Consider the following 14,037-nt stretch of genomic DNA (forward strand, 5'->3'; position numbering starts at 1 on the left):
CAGGATGAATAGCTGTCCGGTGGAGATGGGTGTAGGGAGAACAGCTAGTTGTTCAAAAAATGTGGGCACACCTAAGCCCCTCAGGGGGAGAGGGCCGGGGAGAGGGGTGGCTTAGCTAGGAGCAACTTGAAGCAAAGCCCATGGTGTTCCAGCACGCAGGCATAACGAGCGCCCGCCCTCTCCCCCAGCCCCTCTCCCGCGCGCGGGAGAGGGGAGCGAACCGGCGGCATTGAGGACGCTGGTCGAACAAACCTATCGCTGAGCTTGCTTAACCAGTTGCCATCAAAAAATATCCCCGATCACCTGCCGCAGCCATGCATGCCCCTGATCGGTCTGGTAGCGCTCATGCCAGTACAGGGACACGCTGAGTGCCGGCAGGGAGATCGGAACCTCCCTGATCACCGTACCGGTGCTGCGTGCCAGGGCGTTGGCGACGCTGCTGGGCAAAGTCGCGATCATGTCGGACGCGGCGACCACATGCGGGCAGGCCAGGTAGCTCGACAACGTGACCGCCAGTTGCCGGCTCCGGCCCAACCCTTCCAGCGCACGGTCGATCCGCTCGCTGAAGTAGCGGGTATGCGCGGCCAGGTCGATATGCTTGTAGCGCAGGAAGGCGTTGAGGTTCCAAGGGCGTTCCAGCGAGGGATGGCCGGCGCGCATCAGGCATACCGTGGGCTCCTCGAACAGGAAGCGCGCGCGCAGGTTGGGCGCCGGCTCTGGGTAGTAGCCGGCGATCAGTTCGACATGGTTGGTCTCGAGCATGCTCAGGCCGTGCTGCAGGCGCGCGGGAAACACGCGCAACTGCATATGCGGCGCTTCCTGCGCCACCCTGGCCACGACCTTGGGCAACACGGTGAACTGGACATAGTCGGTTGCATAGATGGAGATCACCCGCTTGCTGCTGGCCGGCGAGAATTCCTCGCGCGGGGCGGTGGCGGCTTGCCACTGCTGCAGGATAGGGGCAAAGGTCCGGTGCAACTCCAGCGCCCGTGCGGTGGCCTTCCACTGCGCGCCTTCGCGTACCAGCAGCGGGTCATTGAACAGCCGCCGCAGGCGGCTCAGCGCCGCGCTCATGGCGGGCTGGGAAAGCTGCATCTGCTCGGCCGCACGGGACACGTTGCGGCACGAAATCAGTGCATCGAAGTGCGTGACAAGGTTCAGGTCGGCACTTTTCATGGGCTTGGATCCATTAGGAATACAGCTTAAGCGAGCGCCGTGCCAGCGCCAAAGGCTGTCAACGTGCATTGGCAGCCATGGCAGCGGCGGCGCGCAGTATTTGTCTGATGGATACCAGTATAAAGGCGACTGTATCGCGTAGCGGCCGGCGGCCTGCCTAATATGGGGTCAACCGGCTTTCGTCGCGCCGGCCTCGATGCCGCTGGGCGAAGTACCCGGCGCACGGGGTCCGGCCAGCCTGCCAGCCCGAAACCAGGGCACGCGGGCGCTGCGCAGCCGGTTCCCCCACTACGGAGAACGAAGCGATGCCGCGCCTGAAGCACCTGTTGTCCTGCCTCCCCGTCTTGTGTCCGCTCCTGCTGGGCAGCACCGGCGCGCACGCGCAGGCCCCCTGGCCGGCCAAGGTGATCCGCCTGGTTGTGCCGTTTGCCGCGGGCGGTTCGACGGACCTGATCGCGCGCAAGATCGCGGAGGACCTGGGGGAGCGCGTCAAGGGCACCGTGGTGGTGGAGAACCGGCCCGGCGCGGGCGGCACGGTGGGCAGCGAGTTCGTAGCGCGCCAGCCGGCGGATGGCTACACCATCCTGATGGGTTCGGTGAGCACCCATGCGGTGGCGCCCAGCCTGTTCGCCAAGCTGCCATACGACCCGCTCAAGGACTTCACGCCGCTCACCATGGTCGCCACCATCCCCAACGTGCTCGTGGTGAACAACGCGGTGCCGGCCGGCAATATGAAAGAGTTCGTGGGCCTGCTCAAGCGCGAGCCGGGCAAGTACGCCTTTGCCTCCAATGGCCAGGGCACATCGAACCATCTGGCCTACGAGCTGTTCAAGTCCACCGCAGGGGTATCGCTCACCCATGTGCCCTACAAGGGCTCTGGCCCCGCCATGGCCGACCTGATCGGCGGGCATGTCAACAGCATGATGGATGTGGTGATGACCTCCTACAGCTACATCAAGGGTGGCAAGCTCAAACCCATCGCCGTGACGTCGCTCACGCGCTCGCCGATGCTGCCGGAGGTGCCCACGGTGGCGGAGTCCGGCTATCCGGGTTTCGAGGCCATTGTCTGGTTCGGCCTGTTCGGGCCGCCGAATATGCCGCCCGAGATCGCGGGCCGCCTGTCGCGCGAACTGATGGCGGTCATGCATGACAAGAAGATGAGCGGCTACCTCACCGAGCAAGGCGCCCAGCCGTCAGGCATGTCCCCGGCGGAGTTCACGCAGTTCATCCGTACCGACATCGCCAAATGGCACAAGGTGGCGGCGGCCGCCGGCATCAAGCCCGAATGAGATGCTGCCGGGCTGCCCCTGCCGCCAGGCAGGCAGCCAAGGCGCGCGTCCGACTCCCGATCTCCCCAACACCCAGCTCCCCATCCTCACCAGCGCAACCCAGGAACCCAACATGTACCGAATCGGTATCGACGTCGGTGGCACCTTCACCGACTTCACCATGATCGACGAGGCGGCCGGGGCCGTGCAGTTCCATAAAGTCCCCTCCACCCCGCACGACCCGTCCGAGGCCATCGAGCGCGGCATTGCCGAACTGCTGCGCGAGCACGGCGTGGCGCCCGCCGAGGTGGCGCACGTGGGCCACGGCACCACCGTGGCCACCAATCTCATCATCGAGCGCAAAGGCGCGGCGGTGGGCCTGATCACCACCCAGGGCTTCCGCGACATCCTGGAAATCGGCCGGCAGACCCGCCCTCACCTGTTCGACTACAGCGTGACCAAGCCGCCGGTGCTGGTGCCCCGCGCGCACCGCATCGAAGTGCCGGAGCGGCTGGATGCGCAGGGCCAGGTGGTCACGCCACTGGACGAAGCGGCCGTGCGCCGCGCCGCGCAAGCCTTGCGCGCCGCCGGCCTGGAGGCGGTGACGATCTGCTTCCTGCATGCCTACCGCAATCCGGCACACGAGCAGCGCGCCCGGACCATCGTGGAAGAGGTCATGCCCGGCGCATATATCAGCCTGTCGAGCGAGGTACTGCCGGAATTCCGCGAGTACGAGCGGCTTTCCACCACCGTGCTGAACGCTGCCGTGGGCCCGCGCATGGCACGCTACCTGGACCGCTTCATGGCACGCGTGGCCGAGCTGGGCATTGCCCAGCGGCCCTACACCATCCATTCCAACGGCGGCCTGATGTCGGCCGCCGCGGTGCGCCAGTATCCGGTGCGCACCTGCCTCTCCGGCCCCGCCGCCGGCGTGGTGGGCGCGGCAGCGGTGGGCCGCGCCATCGGCCGGCCCGACCTGGTCACCTTCGATGTCGGCGGCACCAGCACCGACGTCTCGCTGATTTCCGCGGGCCGGCCGCTGTTCACCTCGAACCGCCACGTGGCTGGCTATCCGGTCAAGACGCCGATGGTGGACATCCACGTGATCGGCGCGGGCGGCGGCAGCATCGCCTGGCGTGACGACGCCGGCTCGCTCAAGGTCGGCCCGCATAGCGCGGGGGCCGTGCCCGGCCCCGTGGGCTATGCGCGCGGGGGCACCGAGCCCACCATCACCGATGCGCAGATCACGCTGCAGCGCCTCAACCCGGTCGCGCTGCTCAAGGGCCGCATGCCGGTGGACCTGGCGGGTGCCCGCCGCGTGATTGCCGAGCAGGTGGCAGCGCCGCTGGGGATCCCGCTGGAAGACGCCGCCGAGGGCATCATCCGCATCGCCAACGCCAATATGAGCCGCGCCATCCGCGCCGTGTCCACCGAGCGCGGCTACGACCTGTCGCGGTTCGCGCTGTACGCCTATGGCGGGGCCGGGCCGCTGCATGCGGTGGAGGTGGCCGAGGAATGCGGCATTCCCAAAGTGATCGTGCCGCAGGAGCCTGGCACCATGTGCGCGCGCGGCATCCTGCTGACCGATATCTCGTTCGACTTCGTGCGCAGTGAGATCTCGCTGGCCGATGGCGACGGCTGGGAAGGCGTGGTCAGTGCTTTCGCCCAGTTGCGCGGCGAGGCGCAGGCCTGGCTCGAGGCCGAGCATGTGGCGCCGGCCAGCCAGCGCCTGCACTACGCCATCGATGCCCGCTACGACGGCCAGAACTTCGAGGTCCAGGTGCCCATGGAGGCCATCGACGGCGACCAGCTGGCGCCCTTCCTGGCGGCGTTCGAGGCCGAGCATGCGCGCGAGTACGGCTACCAGGTGCCGGGACGGGCGGTGCAGATCATCAACTGCCGGGTGCAGGCGGTCGGCAACGTCATCAAGGCCCCGCTCGCGCAGGCCCGTGCCGGCGGCACGCTGGCCCAGTCCCTGACGGGAGAACGGAAGGTCTACCACGGCCGCGCGCATGGCTGGCGCCTGTCGCCGGTCTACGACCGCGACCGGCTCTGCGCGGGCCTGCGTATCGACGGCCCGGCGGTGATCGAGGAAATGAGCTCGACCACCGTGCTCGGCCCCACCCACCATGCCGAGGTCGACGCCTATGGCAACCTCATTGTCACGGTGGCCGACGGCCAGCGTGAGTCCCACCGCACGAGCCAGCCAGGCCAGGGCATCAAAGCAAGCCAGGCAATCCAGGAAAGCGAACATGTCCATTGAATCCCCCCGCGCCGCAGACCCGAGCCAGGACGCATTGGCCGACCCCATCGAGATGGAAGTGTTCAGCAACCGGCTGCTGTCCATCACCGAGGACATGAACAACACGCTGGTGCGGGCCTCGTTCTCCACCAATATCAAGGAGCGCAAGGACTGCTCGGTGGCGCTGTTCGATGCGGCCGGGCGGCTGGTGGCCCAGGGCACGCAGATCCCGCTGCACCTGGGCTCGCTGAATGGCGCCATCGAGGCAGTGCTGGCACAGTTTCCCGCGGATACCATCCGCGACGGCGACGTCTTTATCTGCAACGACCCCTACCTGGCCAACGGCAGCCACCTGCCTGACATCAACATCGTCACGCCGGTATTCTGGGAAGGCACGCTGCGCTTCTTTACCGCCAATATCGCGCACCATTCGGACGTGGGCGGCGGGGTGCCAGGGTCCATCGCCGGCACGCTGCGCAGCATCTTCGAGGAAGGCGTGCGCATCCCGGCCTGCCGCATCGCGCGTGGCGGCGAGCTCAATGACGACCTGCTGCGCCTGGTCTGCAGCAATACGCGCGATCCGGAGGAACGCATGCTGGACCTGCGCGTGCAGATGGCCACCAACGCGCGCGGCGCCGAGGCGGTGCGCGGGCTACTGCGCCAGATGGGGCTCGAGGCAGTGCTGCGCTCGGTGGAAGACGTGATCCGCTATACCCGCCGCAGGCTGGCCAACCGCGTGGCCGAGCTGCGCGAGGGCAACTACACGTTCACCAGCTACCTGGACGACGACGGCATGGGAGGCGATCCGGTGCCCATCTGCGTTACCCTGACCGTGGCGCAAGGAAGACTGCATTTCGACTTCACCGGCTCAGGCAAGCAGGCGCGCGGCGCCATGAACCTGCCGATCAATGCTTTGCGCGCCACCGTGTACTACGCCGTCAAGGCGCTGCTGGACCCGGAGCTCGTGCCCAATGCCGGCATGTTCGACCCCATCAGCATCAGCGCGCCGCGCGGCACCATCACCAATCCCGAGCCGCCCGCGGCGGTGGGTGCGCGCTCCATCACCGCGCAGAAGGTAGCGGGCGCCATCTTCGGCGCCTTCCGCGGCCTGCTGCCGGCGGAAAAGATCATGGCCTCGGGCAATGACTCCTGCCCGGCTATCGTGTTCTCCGGGCGCTTGCGCCAGCGTGCGGGCGACTTTGTCTACCTGGAGACGATCGGCGGCGGCAGCGGCGCACGCTATGACGGCGACGGCATGGACGCGGTGCACGTGCATATGACGAACACGTCCAACCTACCGGTCGAGGCGCTGGAGAACGAGTATCCGCTGCGCATGGACGAGTACGCGATGATTCCCGACTCCGGCGGCGCCGGCCGCACGCGCGGGGGCCTAGGCATCGCCAAGCAGATCCGCGCGCTGGTGCCGGGCATAGTCTTTTCCGCGCGCTCGGACAGCCATACGGTGGGCGTGCCCGCCGGCGTCGATGGCGGCAATGACGGCCGCCGCGCGCGGCTGGTGCGGAACTCCGGCACCGCGCAGCAAAGCGAGCTGTTCTCCAAGACCGCCAATATCGCGCTGGAGGCCGGCGAGAGCGTGCGCATGGAAACGCCGGGCGGCGGCGGCTATGGCGATCCCGCGCAGCGCAGCGCCCAGGCACTGGCGCGGGACCTGCGCGACGGCAAGGTGACGCCCGCCGTGGCGCAGCAAGCCTATCCCGGCTACGTCGACGACCTGCCCTAAGCTGCGAGCGGCACGCGAGCGGCACAAGCGGCGCGGTCGGACCTGCGCCGCTTGTGGCGACCCACCCTCATGCCACCACGAGTTGCGGGTCCAACTGGGCGAGCGCGAACGCACGCGTGTGGGCGATAAACGATTTCAGCAACAGCGACGGCGGCCGCTGGGTCGAAAACAGCACGGAAAAATCCGTGGTCAATTGCGGCTCGAAGACGCGAAAGCAAATGCCCTTGCCGCGATACTCCAGCGCGGTGATCGGATCGATCAGCGCCACCCCCAGGCCCGCCTCCACGAATGCGCAGATGCTCCACGACACCTGCGTTTCCACCTGCAACTGGCGCTCGATCCCATAGGACGCGAACAGCGCATCGATCTGCAGGCGCGAATCCAGCGCGCGCGGATGCGAGACAAATTTCTCGCCCGCCAGGTCATGCGGCCGGATCACCGCCTCGGCGCACAGCCGGTGCCCGACCGGCAGCGCGCACACCATCCGCGTGGAGATCAGCCGCTCGCCATGCGTACTGGGGTGGTTCATCGACAGGATCGCCAGGCCGACATCGCAGCGCTGCCCCACCACCATGTCCACCACGGTGCGGGATGAGTGCGTCAGCATGGAGATCTGCGTCTGACCGTGCTGCGTCAGGAACTCCGCGATGGCGCGCGGCAGGAAGGACAAGGCCAGCGCGGGCGCCGCCGCAATCTGCAGCGAGCCGCGCTGCAGATCGCGGATGTCCTGCGCGGCCAGCGCGATGCGCTCCACCCCGACCAATGAACGCTGCACCTCCTCATAGAGCACCTGCGCCTCGGCGGTCGGGTACAACCTGCCGCGCACACGCTCGAACAGGGCAAAGCCAACAGATTCCTCAAGGTCGGCAATGAGCCGGGTGGCGGCCGGCTGTGAGATGTGCAGCATTTCCGCGGCGCGCGTCACCGTCTGGCAAAGCATGACGGCGCGGAAGGCTTCAAGTTGTCGGATCTTCATCCCGCAAGTCTATAACACCATGTTATGGACAGGCCAAAAAAAAGAATTTTCCAAGTGTTGGCAGCCCCTCTAATCTATGCCAGGCAGCAAGGATTCACGCAGCCTGTTTCCGAATTTTCTGTTGCGGTGCAACCATAACTTTTTTGCATTGATTTGGTGAAGCGCCGCCCATTACCGGTGCACACGGAGGAAGGGAAAGATGAAGCAGCACATTGTGGCGGCAGCCATCCTGGCGGCATTCTCGGCATCGGCAGCCGTGGCGCAGCAGCCCACCTTGTATGTGGGTTCCTACGGCGGCTCGACCGAAAAGCTGTTCAAGGAAAAGATCATCCCGGCCTTCGAAGCAAAGGAGAAGGTCAAGGTGGTGTATGTGTCCGGCAACTCCACCGACACACTGGCCAAGCTGCAGGCGCAGAAGGGCCGGCAGGAGCTGGACGTGGTCCTGCTCGATGACGGCCCCATGTACCAGGCGGTGCAGTTCGGTTTCTGCGACACACTCAAGGATGCGCCGGTGTACAAGGAGCTGTATCCGCTTGCCCGCCTGACCGACAAGGCTACCGCCGTGGGCGTGGTGGCCACCGGCCTGGCCTACAACACCGAAGCCTTCAAGAAGGCTGGCCTGCCCAAGCCGGATTCCTGGGAGGCGCTGGCGGACAAGAAGCTGAAGCAGAAGATCGCCATCCCGCCCATCAGCAATACCTACGGCCTGCAGACGCTGGTGATGTTCGCCAAGCTGCGCAAGGGCAGCGAGCAAAGCATCGAACCCGGCTTCACCGCACTGACCAAAGAGGTGGGACCTAACGTGCTGGCCTGGGAACCGTCGCCGGGCAAGATGACCGAACTCTTCCAGAACGGCGATATCTCGCTCGCCGTGTGGGGCAGCGGCCGCGTGCAGAGCCTGAAGGATACCGGCTTCCCGGTGGAATTCGTCTACCCCAAGGAAGGCGCCCCCGCCTTGATGATCGCGGCCTGCCCGGTGGTGCAAAGCGATGTGCCCGCGCAGGCGCAGGCGCTGGTCCAGTACCTGCTGACACCGGATGTGCAGGCCATGCTGGCGGATTCGCAGGGCTGGGGGCCGGTCAATGCCAAGACCGCGCTCGATGCCAAGGTGTCGGCCAAGGTGCCCTATGGCAAGGCGCAGATCGACAAGCTGCTGCCGACCAACTGGACGCTTGTCAACGACAAGCGCGCCGAGTGGACCAACCGGTGGAACCGCACCGTGGAACGCTGAGCCAGCGCCCCCTCCCGTAGTCGCCACGACAGACGGAGCCTCTTGCGGGGGGCGCCGCGCCAACCACGAAAAGACCATGACGTTCCTTACTCTAGACAGTCTCGCCAAGGCCTATGGTGGCTTCCACGCCGTCGAAAACCTGAGCCTGGAGGTCAGGCGCGGCGAGTTCCTCTCCCTGCTCGGGCCCTCCGGCTGCGGCAAGACCACCACCCTGCAGATGATCGCCGGCTTTGTGGAGCCCACCCATGGCGGCATCCTGCTCGAGGGCCGCGATATCACTGCCCTGCGCCCGGAAAAACGCGGCATGGGCGTGGTGTTCCAGAGCTATGCGCTGTTCCCGCACATGACGGTGGCCGCCAATATCGGCTTTGGCCTGGAGATGCGCGGCGTGGCGTGCGCCGAACGCCGCCGGCGCATCGACGAGACGCTGGAACTGGTGCGCCTTGGCGGCCTTGGCAAGCGTTACCCGCGCGAGTTGTCGGGCGGCCAGCGCCAGCGCGTGGCGATTGCCCGTGCGCTGGCCATCCGGCCCGAGGTGCTGCTGCTCGACGAGCCCATGTCCAACCTCGACGCCAAGCTGCGCGAGGACATGCACATCGAGCTGCGCGCGATCCAGCGCCACCTTGGCATCACCACCATCCTGGTGACCCACGACCAGGTCGAGGCCATGACCATGAGCGACCGCATTGCCGTGATGCACGGCGGGCGCATCGTGCAGCTGGCCGCGCCCCTCGAGGCCTACGAGCGTCCGCAGTCCGCCTTTGCTTCCGGCTTCCTCGGCAAGACCAATGCTATCCGCGGCGTGGTGGAAAAGACCAACCCGCGCTGCTGCGAAGTGCGCCTGGGCGCCACGCTCGCGCATGTGCCGCACGAGGGGCGCGAGGTTGGCAAGGAGGTGCACGTCTACGTGCGCCCCGAGAAGATCCGCCTGGCGCCGGCGAATGCCGGCGGCATCCCCGCCACGGTGCAGACGCGCTTGTTCCTGGGCAATCACTGGATGCTGGAAGTGCAAAGTGCGCTCGGGCTGCTGCGCGTCAGCCAGCCCAACCATGGCGCCTCGCCGCCCGAGGAAGGTTCGGCGGTCAGCGTGCTGTGGTCGGACGATGACCTGCGGGTACTGACGGCGGAGCAACATCATGGCTGACACCACCGTCTCCACCCTGCCCTCCGGCGCCCCGGCCGCGCCCGCCAAGGCTGCCACCGCCAGCGGCGATGCGCATGCCGGATCGGCGCCCTGGCTGCTGTCGGCACCCGCCCTGCTGCTGTTCGCCGCGATGCTGCTGGTGCCGCTCGCGCTCACCGCGCTGCTGTCGTTCCATGTCTTCGACGGCACGCGCGGCGTGCTGCCCGAGCTGACCATGGCCAACTACCTGGAGGTGCTGGGCGACAGCTACTACCACGAGATCTTCCTGCGCACCGCGGGCCTTGCACTGGCCGTGACCATGCTGGCCGTTGCGCTCGGCGTGCCGGAAACCATCATCCTGGCACGCATGCAGCGTCCCTGGCGCGCGTTGTTCCTGATCGTGATCCTTGGCCCGCTGCTGATCTCGGTGGTGGTGCGCACGCTCGGTTGGGCGATCCTGCTGGGCAACAACGGGCTGATCAACGAGGCCCTGCAATGGATGGGCATTGTCGACGAACCGGTCAAGCTTGTCTTTACCCTGACCGGCCTGGTGATCGCGCTTACCCACGTGCTGATCCCATTCATGGTGATCTCCGTCTGGGCCGCGCTGCAAAAGCTCGACCCGCAGGTCGAGAACGCCGGCCTGGCCTTTGGCGCGTCGCCCTTCACCGTGTTCCGCCGCATCATCCTGCCGCAGATCCTGCCGGGCATCCTGTCGGGCGGCATCATCGTGTTCGCCCTGGCGGCATCGGCCTTCGCCACGCCGGCCATCCTTGGCGGGCGCCGCCTCAAGGTGGTCGCCACCGCGGCCTATGACGAATTCCTCAACACGCTGAACTGGCCGCTCGGCGCAACCATCGCCGTGCTGCTGCTGATCGCCAACGTGATCATCATCGTGGGCTGCAACCGGCTGGTGGAGCGGCGCTTCCGCCAGGTGTTCGAGGGCTGAGCAAGGCAAGAGAAAAAGAGAGAAGATCATGCGCAAGAACGGACTGTTTTCCCTGCTCTACCACAGCCTCTTCATCGCCTTCATCGTGGCGCCGCTGCTCGTGGTGGTGGCGGTCTCCTTCACCGGCAAGGGCTATATCTCCCTGCCCACCGACGGGCTCTCGCTGCGCTGGTTCCGCGCTATCGGCGACGCCCACGAGATTGTCGACGCGTTCTGGCTGTCGCTTTGGCTGGGGCTGGCCTCGGCCACCATCGCGGTGGCGCTGGCCGTGCCGGGCGCACTGGCGCTCACCCGTTACCGCTTTCCGGGGCGCGGCGCGCTGATGGGGTTTTTCATGTCGCCGCTGATGATCCCGCACGTGGTGCTGGGCGTGGCCTTCCTGCGCTTCTTCACCACGGTGGGCGTCAGCGGTTCGTTCTTCTGGCTGGCGCTGACGCACGTGGTGGTGGTGATGCCCTATGCGCTGCGCCTGGTGCTGGCAGCGGCGACCGGCCTGGACCGCGACGCGGAGCACGCCGCGCTGTCGCTCGGCGCGAGCCGCTTCACCGCTTTTCGGCGCGTGGTGCTGCCGCTGATCCTGCCGGGCGTGGCGGGCGGGTGGATGCTGGCCTTTATCCAGAGCTTCGACGAGCTGACCATGACCGTGTTCGTCGCCACCCCGGGCACCACCACGCTACCGGTGGCCATGTACAACCAGATTGCCCAGACCATCGATCCGCTGGTGGCCTCGGTGTCCACGGTGCTGATCGTCGGCACGCTAGTGCTGATGGTGCTGCTGGACCGCATCGTCGGGCTCGACCGCGTGCTGATCGGCAAAAACTGAACGCCCGCGCCAGGCGTCTTTCGCAACCCACTCTCATCATGACCACAAGCGATCTTATTGTCATCGGCGGCGGCCTGGTCGGCACCGCCATCGCCTACGGCGCCGCCCGCAACGGCGTGCGCGTGTCCGTGCTGGACGAGGGCGACGATGCCTTGCGTGCCTCGCGCGGCAACTTCGGCCTGGTCTGGGTCCAGGGCAAGGGCCATGGCATGGCGCCCTACGCCAGCTGGACCATGGGCTCGGCGCGGCGATGGCCGGCGCTTGCCGCCGCGCTGCTGGAAGATACCGGCATCGATGTGCAACTCAAGCAGCCGGGCGGCTTCCACCTTTGCTTTTCCGCCGAGGAGATGCAGGCGCGCGAGGCGCGGCTGCAACGCATCCAGGACGACCTTGGCGGCGATTATCCGTTCGAGATGCTGGACCACGGTGCGCTGGGCGCGCGCCTGCCCGGCATCGGCCCGGACGTGGCCGGCGCCAGTTACACGCCGATGGACGGCCATGCGAACCCGCTCAAGCTGCTGCGCGCATTGCACACGGCATGCCAGCACCGTGGTGTCCGGATACTGCCCCGGCACGGCGTGGGACAGATTGCGCGCGATGGCGCGGGCTTTGTCGTGGAAGCCGGCGGCACGCGCTTTGCGGCGCCCCGCATCGTGCTGGCGTCTGGCCTGGGCAATCGCGCGCTGGCCGGGCAGATCGGGCTGCATGCGCCGGTGGCGCCCAACCGCGGCCAGGTCCTGATCGGCGAGCGGGCCTCGCACTTCCTCGACCATCCCACCACCTACGTGCGGCAGACCGACGAGGGCACCATCCAGTTGGGCGACTCGATGGAAGATGTCGGGTTCGATGACGGCACGACGGTGGACGTGCTCGGCGCGATCGCCAGGCGTGGCGTGCGCAGTTTTCCCGCGCTGGCCAGCCTCAAGCTGGTACGCGCCTGGGGCGCCCTGCGCGTGATGACGCCGGACGGCTTCCCGATCTACCAGGAGAGCGCCGCCCGCCCCGGTGCATTCGTCACCACTTGCCACAGCGGCGTCACGCTGGCCGCCGCCCATGTGTTCCGCGTGGCGCCGTGGGTCAGCGGCGGCGCCACGCCCGAAGGCATCGACGTATTCACCGGCGACCGCTTCCTTGATACCAACCAGGTTTTTAATCATGCCCACTGAAGCCCTGTTCCGCCCGCTTGCCAACGGCGCCGCCATGGTGACGATCGAATTCAACGGCCAGCCCCTGCGCGTGCCCTGCGGGCGCAGCGTGGCCGCCGCGTTGCTGGCCAGCGGCGTGACGCCATTGCGCACCACGCCGGTCAGCGGCGCTGCGCGCGCGCCCTATTGCATGATGGGCGTGTGCTTTGAATGCCTGATGGAGATCGACGGCCAGCCCAGCCGCCAGGCTTGCCTGGTGCAGGTGCGCGAAGGCATGGCCGTGCGCAGCCAGCATGGCGCGCGCGACCTTGAACTCGATCTCGCGTTCAAGGCGCCGAAGACGGCAACCGAGACGGAGGCTGACCATGCCTGAGCATCAATTCGATATCGCCATCATCGGCGCCGGCCCGGCCGGCATGGCCGCTGCCGTGGCCGCCACCGCCCATGGTGCGCGCGTGGCGGTGCTGGACGAGCAGGAAGCCCCCGGCGGCCAGATCTACCGCGCCATCACGGCGGCCACGCCGGAGCGGCTGCGCATCCTCGGGCCTGACTACGCGGCCGGCGCCGCCCTGGCCGAGGCCTTCGCCGCCAGCGGCGCGCAGCACATCACCGGCGCGGCAGTATGGCAAGTCACACGCGAGCGGGTGGTGCATTACCTGCGCGATGGCGGCGTGGCGAGCCTGCAAGCCGGTCAGGTCATTCTTTGTACCGGCGCCATGGAGCGGCCCTTCCCGATCCCGGGCTGGACCGTGCCCGGCGTGATGACCGCGGGCGCGGCGCAGATCCTGCTCAAGAGCGCCGACCTGGCGCCCGCCGAGCCGGTGGTGCTGGCCGGATGCGGCCCGCTGCTCTACCTGCTGGGGTGGCAGTATGCGCGCGCCGGCGTGCCGATCCGTGCCATTGTCGACACCACCGATGGCGCCGACTATCGCCGCGCGCTATCCCACCTGGGCGGCGCGCTGGCCGGCTGGCGCTACCTGAAAAAAGGCCTGGCGCTGATGCGCACGCTCAGGAAGAGCGGCGTGCCCTTCTACAAAGGCGCCACCGGCCTGGCTGTCGAGGGCGACGATGCCGTGCGCGCGCTGCGCTTCACCAGCGGCGGGCGCGAACAACGCATCGAGACCCGCACCGTGCTGCTTCACCAGGGCGTGGTACCCAATACGCAGTTCACCTGGGCGCTGCGCGCCGCGCATCGGTGGGACGATGTCCAGCTGTGCTGGCAGCCGCAGGCGGACGAATGGGGCGCGCTGGACATTCCCGGCATCTCTATCGCCGGCGACGGACGCGGCATCGGCGGCGCGCTGGCGGCACGCCTGCAAGGCGAGCTCGCCGGGCTGGCCGCCGCGCACGCGGCAGGCCGGCT

The 14,037-nt window shown here is 67.4% G+C and carries 12 protein-coding genes; 10 read left to right on the forward strand and 2 right to left on the reverse strand.

Annotation, left to right across the window (positions count from 1 at the left end; genetic code table 11):
* Positions 1 to 282 precede the first annotated feature (282 nt).
* Positions 283 to 1,176, reverse strand: coding sequence for a LysR family transcriptional regulator (locus ACGLHR_RS46765; protein ID WP_400102583.1), 894 nt, complete (start codon positions 1,174 to 1,176; stop codon positions 283 to 285).
* Between the two features lie 305 nt (positions 1,177 to 1,481).
* Between ACGLHR_RS46765 and ACGLHR_RS46770 the strand changes: the two genes are divergently transcribed.
* The 3 genes from ACGLHR_RS46770 to ACGLHR_RS46780 all read left to right on the forward strand — a co-directional run bounded on the left by ACGLHR_RS46770 (position 1,482) and on the right by ACGLHR_RS46780 (position 6,427).
* Positions 1,482 to 2,465 (forward strand): Bug family tripartite tricarboxylate transporter substrate binding protein, encoded by a 984-nt coding sequence (locus ACGLHR_RS46770; protein ID WP_400102584.1) that lies wholly within the window; start codon positions 1,482 to 1,484, stop codon positions 2,463 to 2,465.
* Positions 2,466 to 2,577: 112 nt separating this feature from the next.
* Entirely contained in the window at positions 2,578 to 4,707 is a 2,130-nt protein-coding gene (locus ACGLHR_RS46775) for a hydantoinase/oxoprolinase family protein (protein ID WP_400102585.1), read from the forward strand.
* Entirely contained in the window at positions 4,697 to 6,427 is a 1,731-nt protein-coding gene (locus ACGLHR_RS46780; protein WP_400102586.1) for a hydantoinase B/oxoprolinase family protein, read from the forward strand. The genes ACGLHR_RS46775 and ACGLHR_RS46780 overlap by 11 nt, the downstream gene beginning before the upstream one ends.
* A 67-nt stretch (positions 6,428 to 6,494) precedes the next feature.
* Here ACGLHR_RS46780 and ACGLHR_RS46785 read toward each other — a convergent pair whose 3' ends face one another.
* Positions 6,495 to 7,403, reverse strand: a complete 909-nt coding sequence (locus ACGLHR_RS46785; protein WP_400102587.1) for a LysR substrate-binding domain-containing protein — start codon at positions 7,401 to 7,403, stop codon at positions 6,495 to 6,497.
* A gap of 199 nt (positions 7,404 to 7,602) precedes the next feature.
* On the opposite strand from ACGLHR_RS46785, the gene ACGLHR_RS46790 reads away from it, so the two are divergent.
* From ACGLHR_RS46790 to ACGLHR_RS46820, 7 genes are all read left to right on the forward strand, one after another.
* Positions 7,603 to 8,634 (forward strand): ABC transporter substrate-binding protein, encoded by a 1,032-nt coding sequence (locus ACGLHR_RS46790; protein WP_400102588.1) that lies wholly within the window; start codon positions 7,603 to 7,605, stop codon positions 8,632 to 8,634.
* Between the two features lie 76 nt (positions 8,635 to 8,710).
* Positions 8,711 to 9,778, forward strand: coding sequence for an ABC transporter ATP-binding protein (locus tag ACGLHR_RS46795; RefSeq protein ID WP_400102589.1), 1,068 nt, complete (start codon positions 8,711 to 8,713; stop codon positions 9,776 to 9,778).
* A complete protein-coding gene (locus ACGLHR_RS46800; protein ID WP_400102590.1) occupies positions 9,771 to 10,706 on the forward strand; it encodes an ABC transporter permease in 936 nt (311 codons plus the stop codon). The genes ACGLHR_RS46795 and ACGLHR_RS46800 overlap by 8 nt, the downstream gene beginning before the upstream one ends.
* A gap of 28 nt (positions 10,707 to 10,734) precedes the next feature.
* Positions 10,735 to 11,529, forward strand: a complete 795-nt coding sequence (locus ACGLHR_RS46805; RefSeq protein ID WP_267602430.1) for an ABC transporter permease — start codon at positions 10,735 to 10,737, stop codon at positions 11,527 to 11,529.
* Between the two features lie 38 nt (positions 11,530 to 11,567).
* On the forward strand, positions 11,568 to 12,695 hold the full coding sequence (locus ACGLHR_RS46810) for an NAD(P)/FAD-dependent oxidoreductase (protein WP_400102591.1): 1,128 nt from the start codon (positions 11,568 to 11,570) through the stop codon (positions 12,693 to 12,695).
* Positions 12,685 to 13,047, forward strand: a complete 363-nt coding sequence (locus ACGLHR_RS46815) for a (2Fe-2S)-binding protein (RefSeq protein ID WP_400102592.1) — start codon at positions 12,685 to 12,687, stop codon at positions 13,045 to 13,047. The genes ACGLHR_RS46810 and ACGLHR_RS46815 overlap by 11 nt, the downstream gene beginning before the upstream one ends.
* Positions 13,040 to 14,037: FAD/NAD(P)-binding oxidoreductase (locus ACGLHR_RS46820; protein WP_400102593.1), on the forward strand; the 998-nt coding region annotated here is incomplete at its 3' end. The genes ACGLHR_RS46815 and ACGLHR_RS46820, both read left to right, overlap by 8 nt.

Origin of the sequence: Cupriavidus sp. CuC1 (genome assembly GCF_044627735.1) — a bacterium.
Taxonomy (GTDB): Bacteria; Pseudomonadota; Gammaproteobacteria; order Burkholderiales; family Burkholderiaceae; genus Cupriavidus; species Cupriavidus ulmosensis.

Coding starts and splice junctions, on each gene's coding strand:
- ACGLHR_RS46815 (WP_400102592.1), top strand. CDS start 12,685: ATGCCCACTGAAGCCCTGTTCCGCCCGCTTGCCAACGGCGCCGCCATG.
- ACGLHR_RS46770 (WP_400102584.1), top strand. CDS start 1,482: ATGCCGCGCCTGAAGCACCTGTTGTCCTGCCTCCCCGTCTTGTGTCCG.
- ACGLHR_RS46780 (WP_400102586.1), top strand. CDS start 4,697: ATGTCCATTGAATCCCCCCGCGCCGCAGACCCGAGCCAGGACGCATTG.
- ACGLHR_RS46810 (WP_400102591.1), top strand. CDS start 11,568: ATGACCACAAGCGATCTTATTGTCATCGGCGGCGGCCTGGTCGGCACC.
- ACGLHR_RS46790 (WP_400102588.1), top strand. CDS start 7,603: ATGAAGCAGCACATTGTGGCGGCAGCCATCCTGGCGGCATTCTCGGCA.
- ACGLHR_RS46800 (WP_400102590.1), top strand. CDS start 9,771: ATGGCTGACACCACCGTCTCCACCCTGCCCTCCGGCGCCCCGGCCGCG.
- ACGLHR_RS46785 (WP_400102587.1), bottom strand. CDS start 7,403: ATGAAGATCCGACAACTTGAAGCCTTCCGCGCCGTCATGCTTTGCCAG.
- ACGLHR_RS46775 (WP_400102585.1), top strand. CDS start 2,578: ATGTACCGAATCGGTATCGACGTCGGTGGCACCTTCACCGACTTCACC.
- ACGLHR_RS46765 (WP_400102583.1), bottom strand. CDS start 1,176: ATGAAAAGTGCCGACCTGAACCTTGTCACGCACTTCGATGCACTGATT.
- ACGLHR_RS46795 (WP_400102589.1), top strand. CDS start 8,711: ATGACGTTCCTTACTCTAGACAGTCTCGCCAAGGCCTATGGTGGCTTC.
- ACGLHR_RS46805 (WP_267602430.1), top strand. CDS start 10,735: ATGCGCAAGAACGGACTGTTTTCCCTGCTCTACCACAGCCTCTTCATC.